General features: G+C 40.2%; 18 protein-coding genes. 4 read left to right on the top strand and 14 right to left on the bottom strand.

Annotation, left to right across the window (positions count from 1 at the left end; translation table 11 throughout):
- Positions 1 to 19: 19 nt before the first annotated feature.
- Complete coding sequence (locus PSPO_RS19930) at positions 20 to 904, bottom strand: LysR family transcriptional regulator (protein WP_010558766.1); 885 nt, start codon at positions 902 to 904, stop codon at positions 20 to 22.
- Between the two features lie 106 nt (positions 905 to 1,010).
- On the opposite strand from PSPO_RS19930, the gene PSPO_RS19925 reads away from it, so the two are divergent.
- On the top strand, positions 1,011 to 1,619 hold the full coding sequence (locus PSPO_RS19925; protein ID WP_010558767.1) for a glutathione S-transferase family protein: 609 nt from the start codon (positions 1,011 to 1,013) through the stop codon (positions 1,617 to 1,619).
- 45 nt (positions 1,620 to 1,664) lie between these two features.
- On the opposite strand, the gene PSPO_RS19920 is transcribed toward PSPO_RS19925, so the two are convergent.
- From PSPO_RS19920 to PSPO_RS19890, 7 genes are all read right to left on the bottom strand, one after another.
- Entirely contained in the window at positions 1,665 to 2,714 is a 1,050-nt protein-coding gene (locus PSPO_RS19920; protein WP_010558768.1) for a hypothetical protein, read from the bottom strand.
- A 54-nt stretch (positions 2,715 to 2,768) separates the two neighbouring features.
- Entirely contained in the window at positions 2,769 to 3,071 is a 303-nt protein-coding gene (locus PSPO_RS19915) for a hypothetical protein (RefSeq protein WP_010558769.1), read from the bottom strand.
- Positions 3,072 to 3,134: 63 nt separating this feature from the next.
- The gene (locus tag PSPO_RS19910) at positions 3,135 to 3,623 is read right to left on the bottom strand and encodes a hypothetical protein (RefSeq protein ID WP_010558770.1); all 489 of its coding nucleotides are present in this window, start codon (positions 3,621 to 3,623) and stop codon (positions 3,135 to 3,137) included.
- Between the two features lie 144 nt (positions 3,624 to 3,767).
- Positions 3,768 to 4,820, bottom strand: a complete 1,053-nt coding sequence (locus PSPO_RS19905; RefSeq protein WP_010558771.1) for a ChaN family lipoprotein — start codon at positions 4,818 to 4,820, stop codon at positions 3,768 to 3,770.
- A gap of 69 nt (positions 4,821 to 4,889) precedes the next feature.
- Positions 4,890 to 5,498, bottom strand: a complete 609-nt coding sequence (locus PSPO_RS19900) for a superoxide dismutase (protein ID WP_010558772.1) — start codon at positions 5,496 to 5,498, stop codon at positions 4,890 to 4,892.
- A 31-nt stretch (positions 5,499 to 5,529) separates the two neighbouring features.
- Positions 5,530 to 6,024 (bottom strand): hypothetical protein, encoded by a 495-nt coding sequence (locus PSPO_RS19895; RefSeq protein WP_010558773.1) that lies wholly within the window; start codon positions 6,022 to 6,024, stop codon positions 5,530 to 5,532.
- A 290-nt stretch (positions 6,025 to 6,314) separates the two neighbouring features.
- Positions 6,315 to 7,247: a LysR family transcriptional regulator gene (locus tag PSPO_RS19890; RefSeq protein WP_010558774.1), complete on the bottom strand. Its 933-nt coding sequence runs from the start codon at positions 7,245 to 7,247 to the stop codon at positions 6,315 to 6,317.
- A gap of 123 nt (positions 7,248 to 7,370) precedes the next feature.
- Between PSPO_RS19890 and PSPO_RS21615 the strand changes: the two genes are divergently transcribed.
- Entirely contained in the window at positions 7,371 to 7,589 is a 219-nt protein-coding gene (locus tag PSPO_RS21615) for a hypothetical protein (RefSeq protein WP_010558775.1), read from the top strand.
- A 3-nt stretch (positions 7,590 to 7,592) separates the two neighbouring features.
- Positions 7,593 to 8,528 carry a sodium-dependent bicarbonate transport family permease gene (locus PSPO_RS19885; protein WP_010558776.1) on the top strand — a complete coding sequence of 312 codons (936 nt, stop codon included), beginning with the start codon at positions 7,593 to 7,595 and terminating at the stop codon, positions 8,526 to 8,528.
- A 54-nt stretch (positions 8,529 to 8,582) separates the two neighbouring features.
- On the opposite strand, the gene PSPO_RS19880 is transcribed toward PSPO_RS19885, so the two are convergent.
- The 5 genes from PSPO_RS19880 to PSPO_RS19860 all read right to left on the bottom strand — a co-directional run bounded on the left by PSPO_RS19880 (position 8,583) and on the right by PSPO_RS19860 (position 13,688).
- Complete coding sequence (locus tag PSPO_RS19880) at positions 8,583 to 9,692, bottom strand: OmpA family protein (RefSeq protein ID WP_010558777.1); 1,110 nt, start codon at positions 9,690 to 9,692, stop codon at positions 8,583 to 8,585.
- Positions 9,693 to 10,111: 419 nt separating this feature from the next.
- Positions 10,112 to 10,870, bottom strand: coding sequence for a DsbC family protein (locus tag PSPO_RS19875; protein WP_010558778.1), 759 nt, complete (start codon positions 10,868 to 10,870; stop codon positions 10,112 to 10,114).
- A gap of 139 nt (positions 10,871 to 11,009) precedes the next feature.
- Positions 11,010 to 12,032: a winged helix-turn-helix domain-containing protein gene (locus PSPO_RS19870; protein ID WP_010558779.1), complete on the bottom strand. Its 1,023-nt coding sequence runs from the start codon at positions 12,030 to 12,032 to the stop codon at positions 11,010 to 11,012.
- Positions 12,033 to 12,114: 82 nt separating this feature from the next.
- Positions 12,115 to 12,864: a DUF805 domain-containing protein gene (locus PSPO_RS19865; RefSeq protein WP_010558780.1), complete on the bottom strand. Its 750-nt coding sequence runs from the start codon at positions 12,862 to 12,864 to the stop codon at positions 12,115 to 12,117.
- An 83-nt stretch (positions 12,865 to 12,947) separates the two neighbouring features.
- On the bottom strand, positions 12,948 to 13,688 hold the full coding sequence (locus tag PSPO_RS19860) for a transporter substrate-binding domain-containing protein (RefSeq protein WP_010558781.1): 741 nt from the start codon (positions 13,686 to 13,688) through the stop codon (positions 12,948 to 12,950).
- A 312-nt stretch (positions 13,689 to 14,000) separates the two neighbouring features.
- Between PSPO_RS19860 and PSPO_RS19855 the strand changes: the two genes are divergently transcribed.
- Positions 14,001 to 15,968 (top strand): LTA synthase family protein, encoded by a 1,968-nt coding sequence (locus tag PSPO_RS19855; protein WP_010558782.1) that lies wholly within the window; start codon positions 14,001 to 14,003, stop codon positions 15,966 to 15,968.
- 51 nt (positions 15,969 to 16,019) lie between these two features.
- Here the strand turns inward: PSPO_RS19855 and PSPO_RS19850 are convergent, their stop codons facing one another.
- Positions 16,020 to 16,916, bottom strand: a complete 897-nt coding sequence (locus tag PSPO_RS19850) for a hypothetical protein (RefSeq protein ID WP_010558783.1) — start codon at positions 16,914 to 16,916, stop codon at positions 16,020 to 16,022.
- Positions 16,917 to 17,067: the final 151 nt, after the last annotated feature.

The raw sequence follows: 17,067 nt of genomic DNA, 5'->3' as shown, positions 1-17,067 counted from the left end.
ACATTTAAAGTGAATTGCTTTATTTCCAATAGCGTGAATGCTCGCCTGAAAAGTAGTGCGCAAATTGGGATAGATGCTGATATAAAAAGTCTTTGGTTGCGGTGACTTTTGCTGCCGTTTTTAAATCAGAATGATACAGCAACCATAAACTCCAAATTGAGGGTTTTACCGGTATATCTAAGCGGTAAAGATTTGAATTTTGTTGTGAATCGACTAAACCACAGGGTAATTTTGCAATACCTAATCCATTTTTAGTCGCGGTAACAAGCGGGCCGAGTTGATCAAATCGCGCGATCACATTGCTACTTGGAAAGTATTTGTTATGCCAATCGGCTTCAAATTCTAGCTCCCACAATAACACGCGGTGCTGTGCGCGTGAGGTACTTAAATAATCATCACTTGCATAGACGCCCCAATTTGAGGCAAACAGCTTTCTGCCGATTAAATCGTCTTGGCTCGGTGATGGGGTAAATCTAAGTGCAATATCGGCCTCTCTTGCACGCAAGTCTTTGTGCATTGAACCAATTAGTAAGTTGGTTTGAATATTGGGATAACGCGCATTGAACTCGTTAAGTGCGGGTACAACAAAGTCGTTTGCAAGTTCAGGTGTTAAAGCAATGTTTACTTCACCACTTAACAGCTGGTCTTGGCCAAAAAGCTTGCGTTCAATATTGCGCTGTTGTTCTTTTAACAGCGCGATATCAGGTAACACCGCTTTGCCGGTTTCCGTCAGCTGATAGCCTTTTGGCACACGTTCAAACAGCCTAACCTTAAAGCGTTTTTCAAATGCTTGAATACGCCGTGCAACGGTTGTGTGGTTAACCTTAAGTTGCTTGGCAGCGCCCGATAAGGTACCCGACTGATAAAGTGCAACTATGTATTGGTAATCATCATCTAAGTTCATCTGTGCATTATTGCACAATAAAAATGCGTAAATCACTAATTTTTTTAGCGCTAAAGTGGCGTAAAGTGCGTGTGTAATTAATTCAACTTTAGACAGGATGCTAATTATGTATACCCTTTATCATTTTCAAATTTCATGTTCTTCTGCAGTAAAAATGGCGCTAGAAGTTATTGGTGCAGAACATAAAACTGTGGTAGTAGATCTCTTTGAAGGCGGGCAGCACAACGCCGATTTTTTGGCTGTTAATCCACTTGGTAAATTACCAGTGTTGGTAGATGGCAGCCACACCTTTACGCAGGGCGAAGCAATTTTAATTTATTTGTCGCAAAAGCATAAAAATGCACACCTAATGCCTGATTTAGCAAGTGTTGATGGCATGGAAGCGTTAAAGTGGTTAAATTTTGTTGCCAGTAGTTTGCATGGCCATTTCACTAAGATATTTCATCCGGAAAAAGTGTCAACGGATCATGATTCGGTTAAGCAAAATGCTGAAGAAGAGATTGTTAAGTTACTTAATTTTGTGTCAGACCAATTAGCTCAATCGCCTTATTTAGCAGGCGAAAAACCAACCCTTGCGGATTTATATTTTGCGGTGATCTTAGGCTGGGGGCAGGTGTTAAGTTTTGAGCTGTTTACACGTTTCCCTGAATTTGAGGTATATAAAAAGCGATTACAAACGACTTTCCCGCAATCAGAAACCTTACAAAATATTTAAGCTAACCACCGTACTAACAACAGATGTTTAGTACGGTGTAACTCGTTACTTAAGGTTATTATCGTTAAGTAACGAATTAAAGCGGGTTTCGAGTTTGCCACCGATAATCGCAACACGCTTTTTCATTTCTGTTATCCATTTTTCATCACTCATCACATCTTTTGAAAACGTCATATCGCGTTTAGTGTGACCCACATACAACAAAGCATCGGCAAGTGATTGAAGTGTCGCATCTTTACTGTTTATTTTACTAAGCATAGGTCGCGCTTTTGGCATTATGTCGCGAAATGGGATATCGGCGAGAACGGAATTATCGTCTAGCTTAATAATTTTTGCCGTGTCTGTATTAGGCAGCACGTCATACAACACGTTTTGAATAACAGGCCACACAGTAAATACTGAGTTAGGTTTAGCCATCTCAATACGAGAAACCAGAGACAAGTCCTGCTGATTAACCGTTTCTGGATGCGTTGCTTTTAATAAGTGAAAACCGCCAAACACTAAAATCGCTTTTTGGTTAGACTGAATAATTGGTGTGAGTGTGTCGTAAAAGCCATCTACTTTGCTCGATGCAGCACGCTGCCAAGACTCGGCGGTGGCATTTTCCCAGTTAAAGTGTTTTTCTGCCAACAGTACCGTTAGCTTTTTGTCATCGGGCAATGTTTGATTTATGGCCCTGATTGATTGCAATAATTCTATATATCCGTCGCCAAGCCATGCGGTGAAATAGAGGGTTTCGCGCAGTACGTGTTTTAGCTGTGATTCATCAACAGCATCACCTTTAATATACTGATTTATATATTTTTGGTAATTTTGATTGCCAAATTCCAGCACAATAATTGGCTGCTGTGATACAACTCTTGGTGAGGTAATAATGTCACTTATTGCTGGCATAAAACCAGGGTAGTAATGGGCATCGCCAAGTGCAACAAATTGATGGGTTGAGAGTGCATCGACGACAACCTGTTCGCTTGGCTGTAGCTGTGTTTGTAATTGACTAATTTGCTCTGACGATAGATTTAGCGTCGCATTTTTCGGTAAGTAGTCGCATGCAGCTAAGCAGACAGCAATTAATACAATAGCAAAGTACTTCATGATAATCCTTGAGAAAATAGGGGAACGTAAGATTGTGAATAGGCGTTTGTTAATTTAGTCTGATTCATCTGGTTCGAGTGTAAAGAGCAGATCGAGCGCTGGCAGAAACACGCTGACGGTAAACAGCGCCGCCGCGAGAGCGTATAAATAATTTAAGCTGGTGGTATTTTTAATTAGCCATGAAATGCTCATACTTAGCCAAAATACGTTAAACAAAGTGATGTTTACATTTGGTTTAAGCGGTTTAGCGCAATACTTACAGTTGAGTGGCTCGCGATTTAATAATGCAAGGCGGTCACTCAGTTTAAGCGGCTTGTTGCAGCAAGGGCATGAGCGAGTAACGAATTCGTTTAACATGGCTTAATACTAAATTGCAATTGATAATCATTATTATTTAATGCTAAGCCATATGAAAATAAATTAAAAGGACTTTATAAGGGCTTTTAAAGCCTTGCTAGTGTCCACTATATTAATTTGCGTTATGTTGCCGTTATTGAGTGTTATCACAGTAACGTGCTCATCTTTTTTGGGAATAGTGTTTAGTACGTTGCCTTCTTTATCCATAATTACCGAATAAGCGAGCTTCTTCATTTTAGGAATAGCAATAAAGCGGCTTATAAGTGATGGCATGGCGCTAATATCGGCGTAGTATTGAACATTTGCAGCCAATAAATCATCACTTTTTTTATTTTCAAATGCCGCTTTAACAAGTTTGCTACTATCCATATCGTGACTGAATACCAGCCATTTTGTACTAGGTAAAAGTGTCTGCTTTTTATCAAATTGGTCATTAAGCTCGGGCAACGAGAGTGTTTGGCCTACGGTTAATGTCGGTTTTGCTGTTTCGGCAACACTAACCCATGAGGTTAAAAGTAGCGAAAAAACAGCGAAAATGTTTAGAAATCTCATAATATGCTTTAAATCCTGCTTTATTTAAACGTGGCGTAAAAATTTAAACTAAGTTCTGGGCAATCAGTTTGCCTGCAACTTATTTACGCTCCACAACTATTTACCCTTTAATTTGTACGTTTTATCTAACAGCTTAGATTAGGCTTATTTAGTGCCAAAAGTACAGTCTTGCTCGGAGCGTTTAAATACAGTTTGCATCCAAATACGCCGGTTTTCTTTAGTTTTAACTTGTTCTGGCAGCGGGTGAATTAACAATAGGTAATCGCCTTTATTCAAATCATCAACCGAAAATGAGGGAGCGCTGGGGTTATCTACTAAAATAGGTTGGATCACCGCGATTTTTCGTTTTTTTCGCAGGATTACCCGTTCAACGGTACCAAGGTGCGATGCAGAGTGAAAATGGCCATTTAAGTGCACTAGCTTGTGATTTGGGTGATTTTCTAATGCATTATGGATTGATTCAGCCATGGTATCGTCACGAACTACTTGGGCAAAATAGCGATTTAACGTACTTGGTTTAGTTGTTTCCTGGCGGTGCCCCATATTGGCAGTAAACTTATTAAAGTAAGCGCCCTCGGTTGGCGTATAAAACGACTGTGCCACTTGGTGTTTTCGTTCTTCTGGTAAGTTTTCTAATATTTCTAAGCCATGTCTTCCTGTACATACCACAGTATCTTTCGGTGCGTTTGCGGCAATAACAGGTAAACCATGTGTTTTTGCTATTTCAACAAGAGGGCGATAACTGCTTTGGTAATTATCCCATGCACGGCCAAAGTGGCGTAATGACCATTCACCAATTTCATCATTTAAATACGCATTTAGGTATGTTTGCGTATCTCGCTCAAATTGTTCTAACGAAAGGATGATTTTAGGGTTAGCTTTCAGTAGCGCTTGATAAATGTTTGCCTGTGCTAAATGATTACCTGGATGACGATGATTCTCACCAATAAATATCACGTCATAATCGCTCAACCCGCCAATGCTTTTTGCTAAATCAACAGTCTTAGGTCGCCCTGAACGCACATCGATCAGTTGATAGTCATACAAGCTTGTTAGCGGTGTAGCTAAGTGCCATTGGTTGTTGTCTTGCACAAGCGCGCTTACGGTTTTCTCATGGCTTGGCATATGAGTGCTTTGGCAAGCAGTTAGTAACATACTAAGCGATAACACAGCGAATAAAAGTTTGGTGCGTAGCACAGTAACCCTCTTAGTTTTCTTATTGATGATGGTAAATGGCTTACCATTTGGTAAGCCTTTTTGTTGAGATTAGATTAAAGCTAAATAGCGGCGCTCTACTTCTTGCCAGTTTATAACATTGAAAAATGCGCTAATGTATTCTGGACGGCGGTTTTGGTATTTTAAGTAATAGGCGTGCTCCCACACGTCTAAACCTAAAATTGGCGTTTCGTTATTCATTAGCGGGCTATCTTGGTTGGCAGAGCTCGTCACTGCTAGTTCGCCATTTGCATTTACAACAAGCCATGCCCAACCACTACCAAAGCGAGTTAATGCTGCTTTAACAAACAGATCATGGAACGCGTCAAATGAGCCAAATGTAGCGGTAATCGCATTTGCGAGCTCACCTTTATGAAGCTCACCACCAGTGGGAGACATCACTTGCCAAAATAAGCTGTGGTTATGATGACCACCCACATGGTCTCTTACAGCCCCCTGTAATGAGTGCGGTAAAGCAGCAATATTGGCTAGCAGCCATTCATCACTTTTTTGCTCAAACTCAGAACCAGCTAGCGCTTCGTTAGCTTTATTTACATAAGTCTGGTGATGCAAAGTGTGATGTATTTCCATGGTTTTTGCGTCAATGTGCGGCTCTAATGCATCATATGCATATTCGAGGTTCGGTAGTATAAATGCCATATTTATTTCCTTTATAATTTAGCGTTGTCCGCTAGTGAATCGTGTTGTTTTGAGCACTGATTGTGTTCATGATGGTATTTAACTTGCTGACGATATTCGTATCGTCGCCATATTGCTTTAGTAAAACGAAGCAATGGTGTTTTAGTTGTGAGAGATGCTTTAATACGAGGAGCTGATGCGAAGACTGGGTTGATGTAAAAATATGCGCGGCGCATTTGCATACGCTTTTGTAGCCTTCAACTAACAGATCGCAGGCGTTGTTGATATTTTGCTGTGCGATATTGGAATCTACTAAGTTTAAATACGACACCACCACAGCGGGAATATACTGATCCACAATCCAAGCTTCTGGCGGAGGTGAATCAGATTCGATTTCCGCCTCTATTTGTTCTAACGCAGTTAAACAATCGGCATAAAGAAGGTTAGCGTAAGAAAACTGGCAGCTATCGAAAGCTTGGTTACCTTTTGATACATGCTGTTGCCAAATTTGCATCACGTTATGAATACAGGTTTTAGTATCGGGCATCTCAAATAGTTAATTCAAATAAAAACTATTATCATTAATATTTAAATTATTTCAAGCGGTAATTTGATTTTAGCTAGGGGATATAATGGCTAAATTGGCAGTAGAAGGTGGTAATTGTCGGACTTTCACGTGTTTTGAATGCATAGTAGCGTGAGATTTGGTGGTTTGAACAGTCTCTCACGTAACGTTAGCACTTGCTCCATATTGGTATTTGCTTATGCGTATTTGTGCTGGCAATTATGGAGCAGCGCGCTTTAAAAATTGTATTGCAAGGTTTGCTTTGCATTTCGCTACAAGCGAATGGCTTTTGTCATCATCTCTTTACCTTCAGTTTCCACGTAATCTAAAAATACCTTGGCAATGGGCGAAAGCTGCTGCGATTTGGCCCAAGAGAAAGACCATTTGGATTGAATAGGTAAGGAGGATACGTTAATCACTTTCACATTATAGCTGTCGCCAAATGCTAGTGTATGAGCTGATAAAATGGCTACGCCCATGCCTGAGAGCACTGAGTGAATAATGGCTTCGTTACTGGCAATCGTCATACGAACATTAGGTTTTATTTGGTGCTTTTTAAAAAACTGCTCGGTGACGTAGCGTGTACCTGAGCCTTCTTCACGAATAATAAAGTTTTCCGCTGAAAACTCTTCTAATGAAACTTGCTTACGTTTTGCAAATGGGTGATCCGCATTGGCTATTGCCACAAGGTCGTTCGACATAAACTCAATAACTTCAAGATCCAGCTCTTGCGGCACGTAACTAAATACATAGAAATCATCTACCCCTTGCTCAAATCGCTCAATGACTTGTTGTCTGTTAGCAACGGTAAATTGAATGTCGATTCCTGGATAACGTTTACAAAACGGGCCTAATAAGTGAGGAATAAAGTATTTTGCTGTTGTGGCACAGGCGATGCGAAGTGTACCCGATTTAAGCCCTCGCAAGTTAGATAAGTGCATATCAAGCGCTTCGCATTGCTGCATTATTTGCCTACTTGTTGCCACGGTTGCCAATCCCGCATCGGTGAATTTAAGTTGCCGTCCTACTTGTTGATAAAGCGGTAAGCCAATAGCTTCACTTAATTTTTTAAGTTGCATAGAAACCGTAGGCTGAGTCAAAAATAATGATTCTGCTGCCGCTTTAATGCTGCCACCTTCATATACGGCTAATAAAATTTCAAGTTGACGAAAGGTGCCAATGTGCGCGTGTAATCGTGATGCCATACTCATTCCAAAACACTAAATTAGATAAAAATCTAATTTAAATATAGTTAATATCTATTTTTATCTAATCAAAACGGTGTGTAAACTTTTTTTGTCGCTTAATTTAATGGATGGGAAAGTAAAATGAAGAACCGAAGTTTTATATTGTCTCTCGTTACCTGTGCAATGCTGCTGGCGTTCTATGCGCTGAGCAGTCAAATTGGTCAGCCTCAGTTGGCATTTGTTATTGTTGCAGCGTTATTGTTTAGCTTTTCACTTTATTCACAGTTAGTCGCACGCAACAAGCTAGGCTTGTCTCGACCTGCCGCGGCCCACTATATGCAACGCGTGGAAGAAAAATAAACCATGATTATTGATGCCGTTGTCGCTTTTTTTATTTTGGGTATCGTTAGTCAGTTATTAGGTGCCAAAATAGCATTTCCTGACGGGCTGTATAAGTCACTGAGTATGTTTTTGATGATTGCGATTGGCTTAAAAGGGGGTCTTGCACTGCAAAAACACATCGATCCCGCGTTACTTTCAATGTCACTGGCAGTCGTTGCTTTTGGCCTTGTTTTACCGTTAATCGCATACCCTCTTTTACGCTATTTCGGACAGCTTGATAAAATTAACGCTGGGGCAATTGCCGCACATTATGGCTCGGTGAGTGTGGCCACGTATGCTGTTGCAATTGCTATTCTTGAGGCGAACAATATTTCGTATGAAGCGTACTTCCCGCTGTTTGTTGTTCTATTAGAAATGCCAGCAATTATTGTAGGCTTAGTATTAGCAAAAGGCAGCTTGAAAATCATCAACGGTGAATTTGTTAAAAAAGAGCTTGTGGCGAACCAAAGCATTCTGCTGATGCTCGGGAGCTTAATTATTGGTTATTTGGGTGGTGAAAGTGTTGCTAAATTATCGCCTTTCTTTATTGATCTTTTTTCGGGCATTCTTGCGTTGTTTTTATTCAAAATGGGGCTAATCGCAGGCAAACAGCTTGTATCGGTTAAAAAGAACAGTGTGTTCTTAATTAGTTTTGCTGTACTGATGCCAATGATTGGTGGCCTTGCGGGCATAGGGCTTGGGTTAATGCTTGGGCTAAGTAGCGGTGGTATTGCATTAATGGCAGTATTAGGCGCAAGTGCCTCTTACATTGCGGTGCCTGCTGCAATGAAACAAAGCTTGCCAGAAGCTAATGCTGGTATGTCGATTACCGCGTCGTTAGGTATTACGTTTCCATTTAACGTACTGATTGGTGTGCCATTTTTTATCACGTTTGCAGAATATCTTGCGGCAAAATAATCGTAAAATAAAAACGGCGAACCTAAGTTCGCCGTTTTTTAATTTTTACTAGTATTAACGCGTAACTTTTACACGCTTTTCAACCATCAATTTCGCTTCAATGCGACGGTTTTCACTGTGTGCTTCAGCTGTGTTTGCGTCGTTTAATAAACGCGTTTCACCGTAACCTACAGCGCTAATACGTGACTCATCAATGCCGTATGTATCAATTAACACTTGTTTAATTGCTTTGGCACGCTTTTCTGACAGTTTTAGGTTATAAACCGCGTTACCTGGGGCTGAGCTGTGGCCTTCAATTTGCACATTTTGCTCTGGGTATTTTTTCATAAAATCAGCAAAACGACGTAAGTCAGAGCTGTTTGGATCAAGTACTTCACTTGAGTTGTTATCAAACTGTACCGCTAATTTAATGCTGTCTTGCATGTTTTTAAACAGTGTACACCCTTGTGCGTCTGTTTTATCTGTCGTTGGTGTATTTGGACATCTGTCTTCGTTGTCGTTAACACCGTCGTTATCGCTATCAAGTACAATAGCGCAGCCAGTGCTGTCTACACGTACACCTTGTTTTGTATTCGGGCATTGATCGTTTGCGTTAATAACACCGTCGTTGTCGCTGTCAATTACCGGCGCTGCTTTAGGAGCTTCGGTTGCAGGCGCACTGTTACCGCCAAACTGATAAAGTAGACCAAGTTTACCGCTGTAATCTTTGTGATTTTCGCCAAAGTCATGGTAAGCCGCCACTTCTGTAATTACCTTCCATTTGTCGGCTACTGGCCAATGCATACCGACACCTAAATTACCTAGGTTATAACCTGTATCAAGTGATTCGTGTTTTAAACCTGCAAATACGTATGAATTGCCTTGGAATGGGAAGAACATCGCATCTAAACCGTAGCGATGACCGTCAATACTTTCTTGACCTGGATATGCTTCTAAGTCGATGCGTGCATATTCAAAACGACCACCCCATGAAGGCGTGAAACGTTCCCCAAGCTCTAAGCCCCAACCCCAATCAATGCGGTCTTTTGGCATTGCTTGGAATTTATCTTTGTCTGCATAGTAATATTCGGCAAAGCCACCAAGCCAGATTTCCTTATCTTCAGCAAGTGATGGCATGCTTGTTACAGCTGCCAAAATAGATAGCGCAAGAGTGTGTTTTTTCATTTAATGATCTCCGTTTTCTCATGTAAACGTCATTTAGTTTAGTAGATTGCTGCAGTGGCGAAGTAAATATGTTCGTTCTGCTTTTTTATGAACTTGCATACAAATTTTATGCCTATTATTTTTCATTTATATTTCAATGGATTAATAAGGATTCTTAGCTTTTTAATAATAACTGTGTAAAGAGTTACTCGGTAAAAAAGTCGCAATTTGTAAGTTTTACATTGCTCAGTGGTGCACAAGGCATATTGTAAATCGGTACAAGCTGGGTTTGAAAGCAAAAAACGGCACTATGTTGTGGTTTTATGATTAGATGATGGTATTACACACAATGTGTTTATAATCCGAACTACAATGGGGAGTGAGGGTTCAATAGACCCTCAATTTATAATATGGTACAGCAACATAAGAAAGCGAAAGTGTTAAATATCAGCTAATCGCTGTAGCAACTCATCGGTTTTGATTAATCCCGAAATGGCTTCACCATTTTGTAGCAAGATAGTAGGCGTTGCACTAAAGCCAAATCGCTGTGCCAGCTGTTGCTGTGTAACTAAGTTATTCTCACAGACGTTTGTAACATTACCTTGGTAGTGGCCAACTTGCATTGCTTGGTTCATGGCTTCTTGTGGATTGCGTGCACACAGAGCGGCGGCGGTTTTTTCAAATGCGCTGCTGCCGACTTTGCCTCGTGGGATCATTACATAGTCAACCGTAACGCCTTGACGATTGAGTTCCTCAATTTTTCCATGCAATTTGCGGCAAAATGGGCAATCGATATCGGTAAAAATCGTGATGACATGCTGTTCGTTACTTGCTTGATAGCTTAGTAGTGCATCTCTAGGCAAGGTTTTGATAAGTGTTACACGTTGCTGCTGCTTTACTAATTCAGTTAGATCTATTTTGCTTTCGGTGTCGATAACTTGTCCTAAATATAAATATTTACCATCGGGGCTTGCGAAAAACGTATGGTTTTGTGTTGTGACTAAGCGGAGCTCATTGTTATAGGGCTCGACGGAAAACTGTGTATTTTCACCGAGTAAATCAAACAACTTTTGTTTTACCGCTGCAAGAGTCGAGTGATTATTTTCGAGTGGTTGCACTGTTTGTGAGTGCACAAACGCAGCGCAAAAAAAGAGTGAAAGTGTGAATAATAACGCGATAATTCGATTAACTGATTGCATATAATTAGCCTATTAAAATTGGATTAGGCCAACTTACAAGGTCACCGCGTTCGACGCATTTAAAACTATCTATAATCATCTATAAATAGCTATAATTTTTTTAATATTAATGGCTTATAATTTTAAGGGTAAGGCAGATTTAAGTGCGCATAGTGCGTTGTCGTAAGCCAAAAATATCACTATGCAAGGTGCTATTTGTGAAATTAAAACTGGTTGGCTGATTTAGTTGGTGGCAAAGCGCCAAGTGTTCAGCACTTTGCTCTGTGTTGGCTTGCTGCTTGTTATTTGTCACTATTGTTGCAATAAGAGATTCTCTGTTAACTGGGTTATGCTGAGTCGTGCTTGCAGTTGCTGGTTTGTTGGTGATAATCGTCGCAATACGCTGATTGACTACTTCACTGCTGCACACGGCTAAACTTGAATTAAGCAGTGCTTTACTTTCAATTGCATAGTTGAGTGCATCATTTATTTCACTGTTTTCTAATGATATACGGCTTAATAGGTCGAGTGCTTGCGTACGATAATAATCTGAAGTTGGCGTTTGATTAATAATCTTAAACGCAAGCTGATTTGCTTGCGTGAGCTCTTTTTTGTGTAATTTCACTTCAGCGAGCAATAGTTGCGCCTCGATGGAGTCGGGGTTTTCTTGCAAACTAAAGTTAAGCCACTTTTCGGCATTCTCCAAATCACTTTTTTGAAAAGCGATTAGCGCATTTGAGTAGCTGCTCATTGCCGGCAATAAATTTGTTGTAGGCGGCGTATCGCTATGTGATACCCACATAGCACAGGTAATTGTTGATACCATTAAGGTTAGGCTAGCAGCAATGGCGCGCAAAGGCAGCTGTGCTCTTTGAACCGGCGTTACCTGTGTTACCGTAGCTTGCCAAATATAACCTTGATTAGGTTGGGTGCGAATAAGCTGTTGCTCTGGTGCCAGTTTACGCAATTCACTGATCACTTGGAAAAGGCGGTAGTCTTGCACGTCTTCACTTTGCCACAGTGCCTTAAACAATGCGTGTTTTGATATTAACTGCTCTGGCTGTGTTAAAAAAAACAGCAGTGCCTGTGCTGTTTTAGGGCGAATCGGCTTTTCTTTACCTGATTGCGTTAAGGCAAATGTTGTTGCGCAAAACGTGAAATCGAGAAATTGATAAATAGCCATAAATAGTCCTTAACAGCATCTGTTTGTTTTTTCTTTAGTGTTATAAAGATAAAGCAAGGTTAAGGCAACCGCTGCTCTATTTTTACCCGTTATTTATTTCATTAGGTACAGGGTTATTGGTAACGCCAGCACCTACTGAAACTGGGTGGCCATATTTATTTTCCGAATCGGTTCCTTTGGCGAAACCTAGGTATAACATACAACCGATAGGACCAATCACAGGGATCAGACTCAAAAACATCATCCAACCCGACTGATTACAATCGTGCCAACGCTTTATGTGAATCATTAAGGTCATCCAGGAAATCACACACAGGGTGAAAAAGAATACTAAGAAAAAAATCGCTTCAGCGTAAACGGGCAGGCTAGAATTGGATTTAAAGAAATTATTTAATGCGTTAAATAACCCTAAGCATAATACTACGTAAAGCAGCGATATACCCCAAAACATGCTTCGAGTAGCACGTCCTCGCCACGAAAAGAACAAGGTATGAATTGGTATGTTTAGATTTTTCAGAGTCCATAAATTAAGTAAAAAGCAGGGAAATAAAATATTAAATTTTAATAAATTTAATACGCTCATCGTATCGTTATAATGTTTGTATAAATAAAGTAAATCGCCCCATAATGTATATTGCGCAATTTGAATAGCAGAATAAAACACGCTCGAAAATAACGACAGCGCAGCAAAACTAATTAGCCAAGGGCGACCTGGAATATTGCGAAGCATAAAAGCAAGAATTACGATGCCACTAGCAAAGATAGGATTTGAAAGTAAGTAAGCAATTTGAAGGAAGTCTTCCACACAATAAAGCGCATGAGAGCAGTTCATTACAGTCCTTGTAGTGATTTTAAATAAAATGTGGCGTTAGGCTACGCTTTAAATAAATTTTGTCAATTAAATCAATTGTTAAATTAGTCTTGGTAATTAGATTGCAAGGTGTCTAACTGGCCTGACGAAAGCAGTGTTTGAAGCGCTGAATTCAGTTTGTCGAGCAGTACTTTGTTGCCTTTTCTGACCGCAATGGCAACGGGGGTACCGCGATAATTTGATTGCACAATTTTAACTTTAACACCGTACTGTTTAGCGAGGTACAGCCCCACTGAACGCGGCATAATAGCAGCGGTAGTTTCACCGTTGGCAAGCATTAACATCGCTTGCTCTTTTGACTCAGTTTGGATTAAACGAAAGTTATCTTTTATATGCTTTTCTTGCCATATGGTTTCGGTGAGCGAGTGTTTGTCGCCGCTAATTTTTTTTCCGTAGAGGTCACGTACAATTTCAATGTCTTTACTGTCTTCTTTTACAAACACTGTGGTGTAGCGAAAATAATAGGGTATGGTGAAATCAAAGTACTTTTCTCGCAGCGGATTGATTTCCATTCCAGTGACGCAATCAAGCTCGGCAAAACGTAAGTGGTTTACTACCTCATCCCATGTATCTGCAACTAAATACAGTTCTTGATTAACTTGCTGTAACACACGCGTCAGCACATCGTAATCAAAGCCAGTGGGTTGGTTATTCTCGATAAACTGAAAAGGCGGATAGCCTGTCGCCATACCACATTTAATATTATTCCCCGTTTGTGCAGTCGCGGTGTAGGTAAAAACTGTTAGCAAAAAAACCATAGCAAAGCGGAAAAGAAACGTAGTCATTATTTACAAGCCGGTAGTCAAAAAGGTGCAGCGCAAAGAGAACGCGAGTAAAAGGTAATTAGCGACACAAATTATAGTTTAATGCGCGCTAAAAATTAACCGCGTTTGCGTTTAAGAATTAGCGCTACATCAAAGAAATTGCATTTAATAGCGATATTGTTCAGCTTTCACACAGCTAATTGCCTTTGCCTTACGTTAACAAGGTTATTTTAGCAATAAGCTGCAGCAAACCGTTTCTTAAGCTTTTCTTAAGTATTGCCGTTTAAGGTCTAACAAATAGAACGCTCTAGGTAGTCACAGCTGAGATTAATAATGCTGACAGATCTTAAAAAACATCTAATGCCGTATTTGGTATTAACTTTGTGTGTGCTAGGTGTACTTAGCACTTTTCGTTTGGGCTTTAGCCTTTGGCAGTATCAACACTTTTCAAACCCCAACGCGTTGTTAAATTTATTAATTGGTGGATTACGCATTGATTTAAGTACGTTGGGTTATTTACTGCTTATCCCTGCACTTATCTCACCGCTTGCATTAAGTATTAAAGCGCTAAAACCAATATGGCTAGCATGTCTTAAAAGCTACTTAGTGCTAATTCTAACAATCTTGGTGTTTTTAGAAATGGCAACACCCATGTTCATAGAAGAGTATGGCTTGCGACCAAATCGTTTGTTTGTGGAATATTTGGTGTATCCAAAAGAAGTGTTTTCAATGTTGATGAGCGGGCATTCTGCCGCTGTTTTTGTAACACTTATTTTATTGGTCGCTGCAATTAAGTTAATTGTGCTGCCGCTAGCCAATTATTTTGTGTTTAAAACTACTGGGCAAACTCACGCTACAGCAAAGGTTAAACTCGTCGCTATTTTACTGTTACTTGCTGCACTTATACTGTTTGCACGTGGCACGTTGGGACACCGACCTATCAATCCCGCGTATGTGTTTTTTTCAAATGATGCGCTAGTGAATTCGCTAACGCTTAATTCCACCTATAGTGTATTCCATGCAGTTAAAGCGCTGCTAAATGAAAAAAATGCGAGCAAACTATATGGCGCGATGCCTGAGCGCGAGGTTATAAACATTGTTCGTCAAGAAACAGGCTTACCAACATCGGCTTTTACTTTACCGAATAATCCATTGTTTAAAATACAGCAACCTAGCTACCTAGGTGCGAAAAAGAATTTGGTGATCATTTTAGAAGAAAGCCTCGGCGCCCAGTATGTTAAACGTTTAAACGGCTTGCCACTGACACCTAATATCGACAGTTTGTATCAACAGGGATGGGGGTTTGACAAGCTTTATGCAACGGGCACGCGATCTGTACGTGGCATTGAGGCCGTTGTTACTGGCTTTACGCCGACGCCTGCAAGGGCGGTGGTTAAGTTAGACAAGTCACAGAAAGGTTTTTTTACACTTGCAAGTTTGTTGCAATCTGAAGGTTACAACACGCAGTTTATTTATGGCGGTGAAAGCCACTTTGACAATATGAAAAGCTTTTTTCTCGGCAATGGCTTTCAAACAATTGTGGATTTTGATGATATTGATAAGCTAAATTTTGTCGGCTCTTGGGGTGCAAGTGACCAAGATGTGTTCACACAAGCGAATACAGAGCTTAATAAGCTGGCGTTACAAGAAAAACCGTTTTTTAGCCTGATTTTCACTTCAAGCAATCATGATCCATTTGAAATTCCGAACGAGGCGATAAAACCGTTTGATTACACACCATCTCAGCTTGCTCAGTATGATGATAAAGAGCGCGCAAGACATAAAGCAATTCAATATGCAGACTTGGCCTTAGGTGAGTTTATTAATACAGCAAAAACCCAATCGTATTGGCAAAATACGCTGTTTTTGATTGTTGCTGACCACGATGCTCGCGCGTTAGGTCAGGCTCTAGTGCCGGTAAACAATTTTCATATTCCAGCGATTATTTTAAACAGTGAGTTTGATAATCAGAGCTATAAAGCCATTGCTAGCCAAATTGATTTAGCGCCAACCTTGCTGTCATTAATGGGGGTAACTAATCAATCGCCTATGATTGGGCGCGATTTAACACAAAGTACCACAACTGGCAGGGCATTAATGCAGTATGCGGATAATTTTGCCTACTACAGTAATAAAGGTATCACCATTTTGCAGCCAGGGAAAAAACCGAAAATGTTCGATTTTAATAGCGCAGATAATTATATGAGTGAAAAACCACTCGATCATAATGAGGCGAAAGTGGCGTTGGCACATGCGCTTTGGGGCAGTTTAGCATATCAAAATGGCTGGCATGCCAATTAGTTAGCGTCAAGGTAAGCTAATTGGCACACGAATCACATGCGGTGTTTTGTTTTAAAACGTAATTGCGTATTTTTCTTTGATAAGAGGAATAAGCCTTTTTGATATTGCTAAGACCTCTGGCTTGTCTTTGCGTAAATAAATTTCACCATTTTGATATGCCTGCCACTGAGCATTTTCAAATATTGCTTTGCCGTAGGTGTTGCTAAGTGATTGCGCCACACGTGTTTGTTCAGCGCTTGCAGTTAAAATCCAAGCGAGTTCTAGGTGGTTATCACCGAATACGGCTTCAATTTTGCGCGGAAAACCAAATGCCGAAAAATTAAAACAGTTAACTTGTTTTTGCGCATTAGGCTTGGTTAACAACCAGGGTTTAGTGTCTTGAATCACCAGCGGATGGCAGTGCTTTTCAAATATGGGCATAAGCGCATCAATTGACGCACCAAATTTAAGTAAGGTATTTAACGTAACTTCACTTTGCTGGTTATTGTTGATATGTGGGTTAGACCATACAAACAAATTTGGGTGAAGCGCATCCTGCCCGATTAAGGTAGCACTGTTGGTGTCTGTATTTAACCACAATAGATGATTGCTGTGTGCTCGATACGCTATGTACTCAGCATATTTGTCGCTTAAGCCGGTAATGGCATTTTCACTGATATTATTTGTGTTAATGTGCGCAACCTTACCGTCGGCGATTACAATAGCAGCCTTTCCGCCGTGTTTTACAGTGTCACATACTAAATGTTGCTCTGTGTGTTTTGCGAGTGGAAAGCGCACTGGTAAGTTAGACAAAACGCGCACGTTTGTTTGGCAATTTTCTTGCAATTTAGTTAGAGATGAATCAAATGATTCACTTATCGAAATATCAAAAATGCTGGCTGGTACGGCGCTAGCGTTCGTTGAAAAGGTAATAGCGAGTGTACAAAGTGCGAGTAAAAATTTGTTCATAGTTGTTTGTTTAGCTGTTGTTTTTAACTAAGTCGCAAATTGTTTTTAAAAGGTTGCAATATTTTTTTGACGAAACAAAAGCTTAAAAAACAAAAAGGCCAGCAAATGCTGGCCTTTTTTCGTCTGTATCATGTGTGTTAGCGTTTAACGC

Origin of the sequence: Pseudoalteromonas spongiae UST010723-006 (genome assembly GCF_000238255.3) — a bacterium.
GTDB lineage: Bacteria > Pseudomonadota > Gammaproteobacteria > Enterobacterales > Alteromonadaceae > Pseudoalteromonas > Pseudoalteromonas spongiae.
The sequence above is the reverse complement of the archived record's forward strand: the minus strand, read 5'-3'. Positions and strand labels throughout refer to the sequence as shown.

What these genes read in the sequence shown, in the direction of transcription:
- PSPO_RS19915 (WP_010558769.1), bottom strand. Translation starts at nt 3,071, where the DNA reads ATGTTAAACGAATTCGTTACTCGCTCATGCCCTTGCTGCAACAAGCCG.
- PSPO_RS19900 (WP_010558772.1), bottom strand. Translation starts at nt 5,498, where the DNA reads ATGGCATTTATACTACCGAACCTCGAATATGCATATGATGCATTAGAG.
- PSPO_RS19850 (WP_010558783.1), bottom strand. Translation starts at nt 16,916, where the DNA reads ATGAACAAATTTTTACTCGCACTTTGTACACTCGCTATTACCTTTTCA.
- PSPO_RS19860 (WP_010558781.1), bottom strand. Translation starts at nt 13,688, where the DNA reads ATGACTACGTTTCTTTTCCGCTTTGCTATGGTTTTTTTGCTAACAGTT.
- PSPO_RS19895 (WP_010558773.1), bottom strand. Translation starts at nt 6,024, where the DNA reads ATGCCCGATACTAAAACCTGTATTCATAACGTGATGCAAATTTGGCAA.
- PSPO_RS19925 (WP_010558767.1), top strand. Translation starts at nt 1,011, where the DNA reads ATGTATACCCTTTATCATTTTCAAATTTCATGTTCTTCTGCAGTAAAA.
- PSPO_RS19875 (WP_010558778.1), bottom strand. Translation starts at nt 10,870, where the DNA reads ATGCAATCAGTTAATCGAATTATCGCGTTATTATTCACACTTTCACTC.
- PSPO_RS19920 (WP_010558768.1), bottom strand. Translation starts at nt 2,714, where the DNA reads ATGAAGTACTTTGCTATTGTATTAATTGCTGTCTGCTTAGCTGCATGC.
- PSPO_RS19880 (WP_010558777.1), bottom strand. Translation starts at nt 9,692, where the DNA reads ATGAAAAAACACACTCTTGCGCTATCTATTTTGGCAGCTGTAACAAGC.
- PSPO_RS19870 (WP_010558779.1), bottom strand. Translation starts at nt 12,032, where the DNA reads ATGGCTATTTATCAATTTCTCGATTTCACGTTTTGCGCAACAACATTT.
- PSPO_RS19910 (WP_010558770.1), bottom strand. Translation starts at nt 3,623, where the DNA reads ATGAGATTTCTAAACATTTTCGCTGTTTTTTCGCTACTTTTAACCTCA.
- PSPO_RS19890 (WP_010558774.1), bottom strand. Translation starts at nt 7,247, where the DNA reads ATGGCATCACGATTACACGCGCACATTGGCACCTTTCGTCAACTTGAA.
- PSPO_RS19855 (WP_010558782.1), top strand. Translation starts at nt 14,001, where the DNA reads ATGCTGACAGATCTTAAAAAACATCTAATGCCGTATTTGGTATTAACT.
- PSPO_RS19930 (WP_010558766.1), bottom strand. Translation starts at nt 904, where the DNA reads ATGAACTTAGATGATGATTACCAATACATAGTTGCACTTTATCAGTCG.
- PSPO_RS21615 (WP_010558775.1), top strand. Translation starts at nt 7,371, where the DNA reads ATGAAGAACCGAAGTTTTATATTGTCTCTCGTTACCTGTGCAATGCTG.
- PSPO_RS19885 (WP_010558776.1), top strand. Translation starts at nt 7,593, where the DNA reads ATGATTATTGATGCCGTTGTCGCTTTTTTTATTTTGGGTATCGTTAGT.
- PSPO_RS19865 (WP_010558780.1), bottom strand. Translation starts at nt 12,864, where the DNA reads ATGAACTGCTCTCATGCGCTTTATTGTGTGGAAGACTTCCTTCAAATT.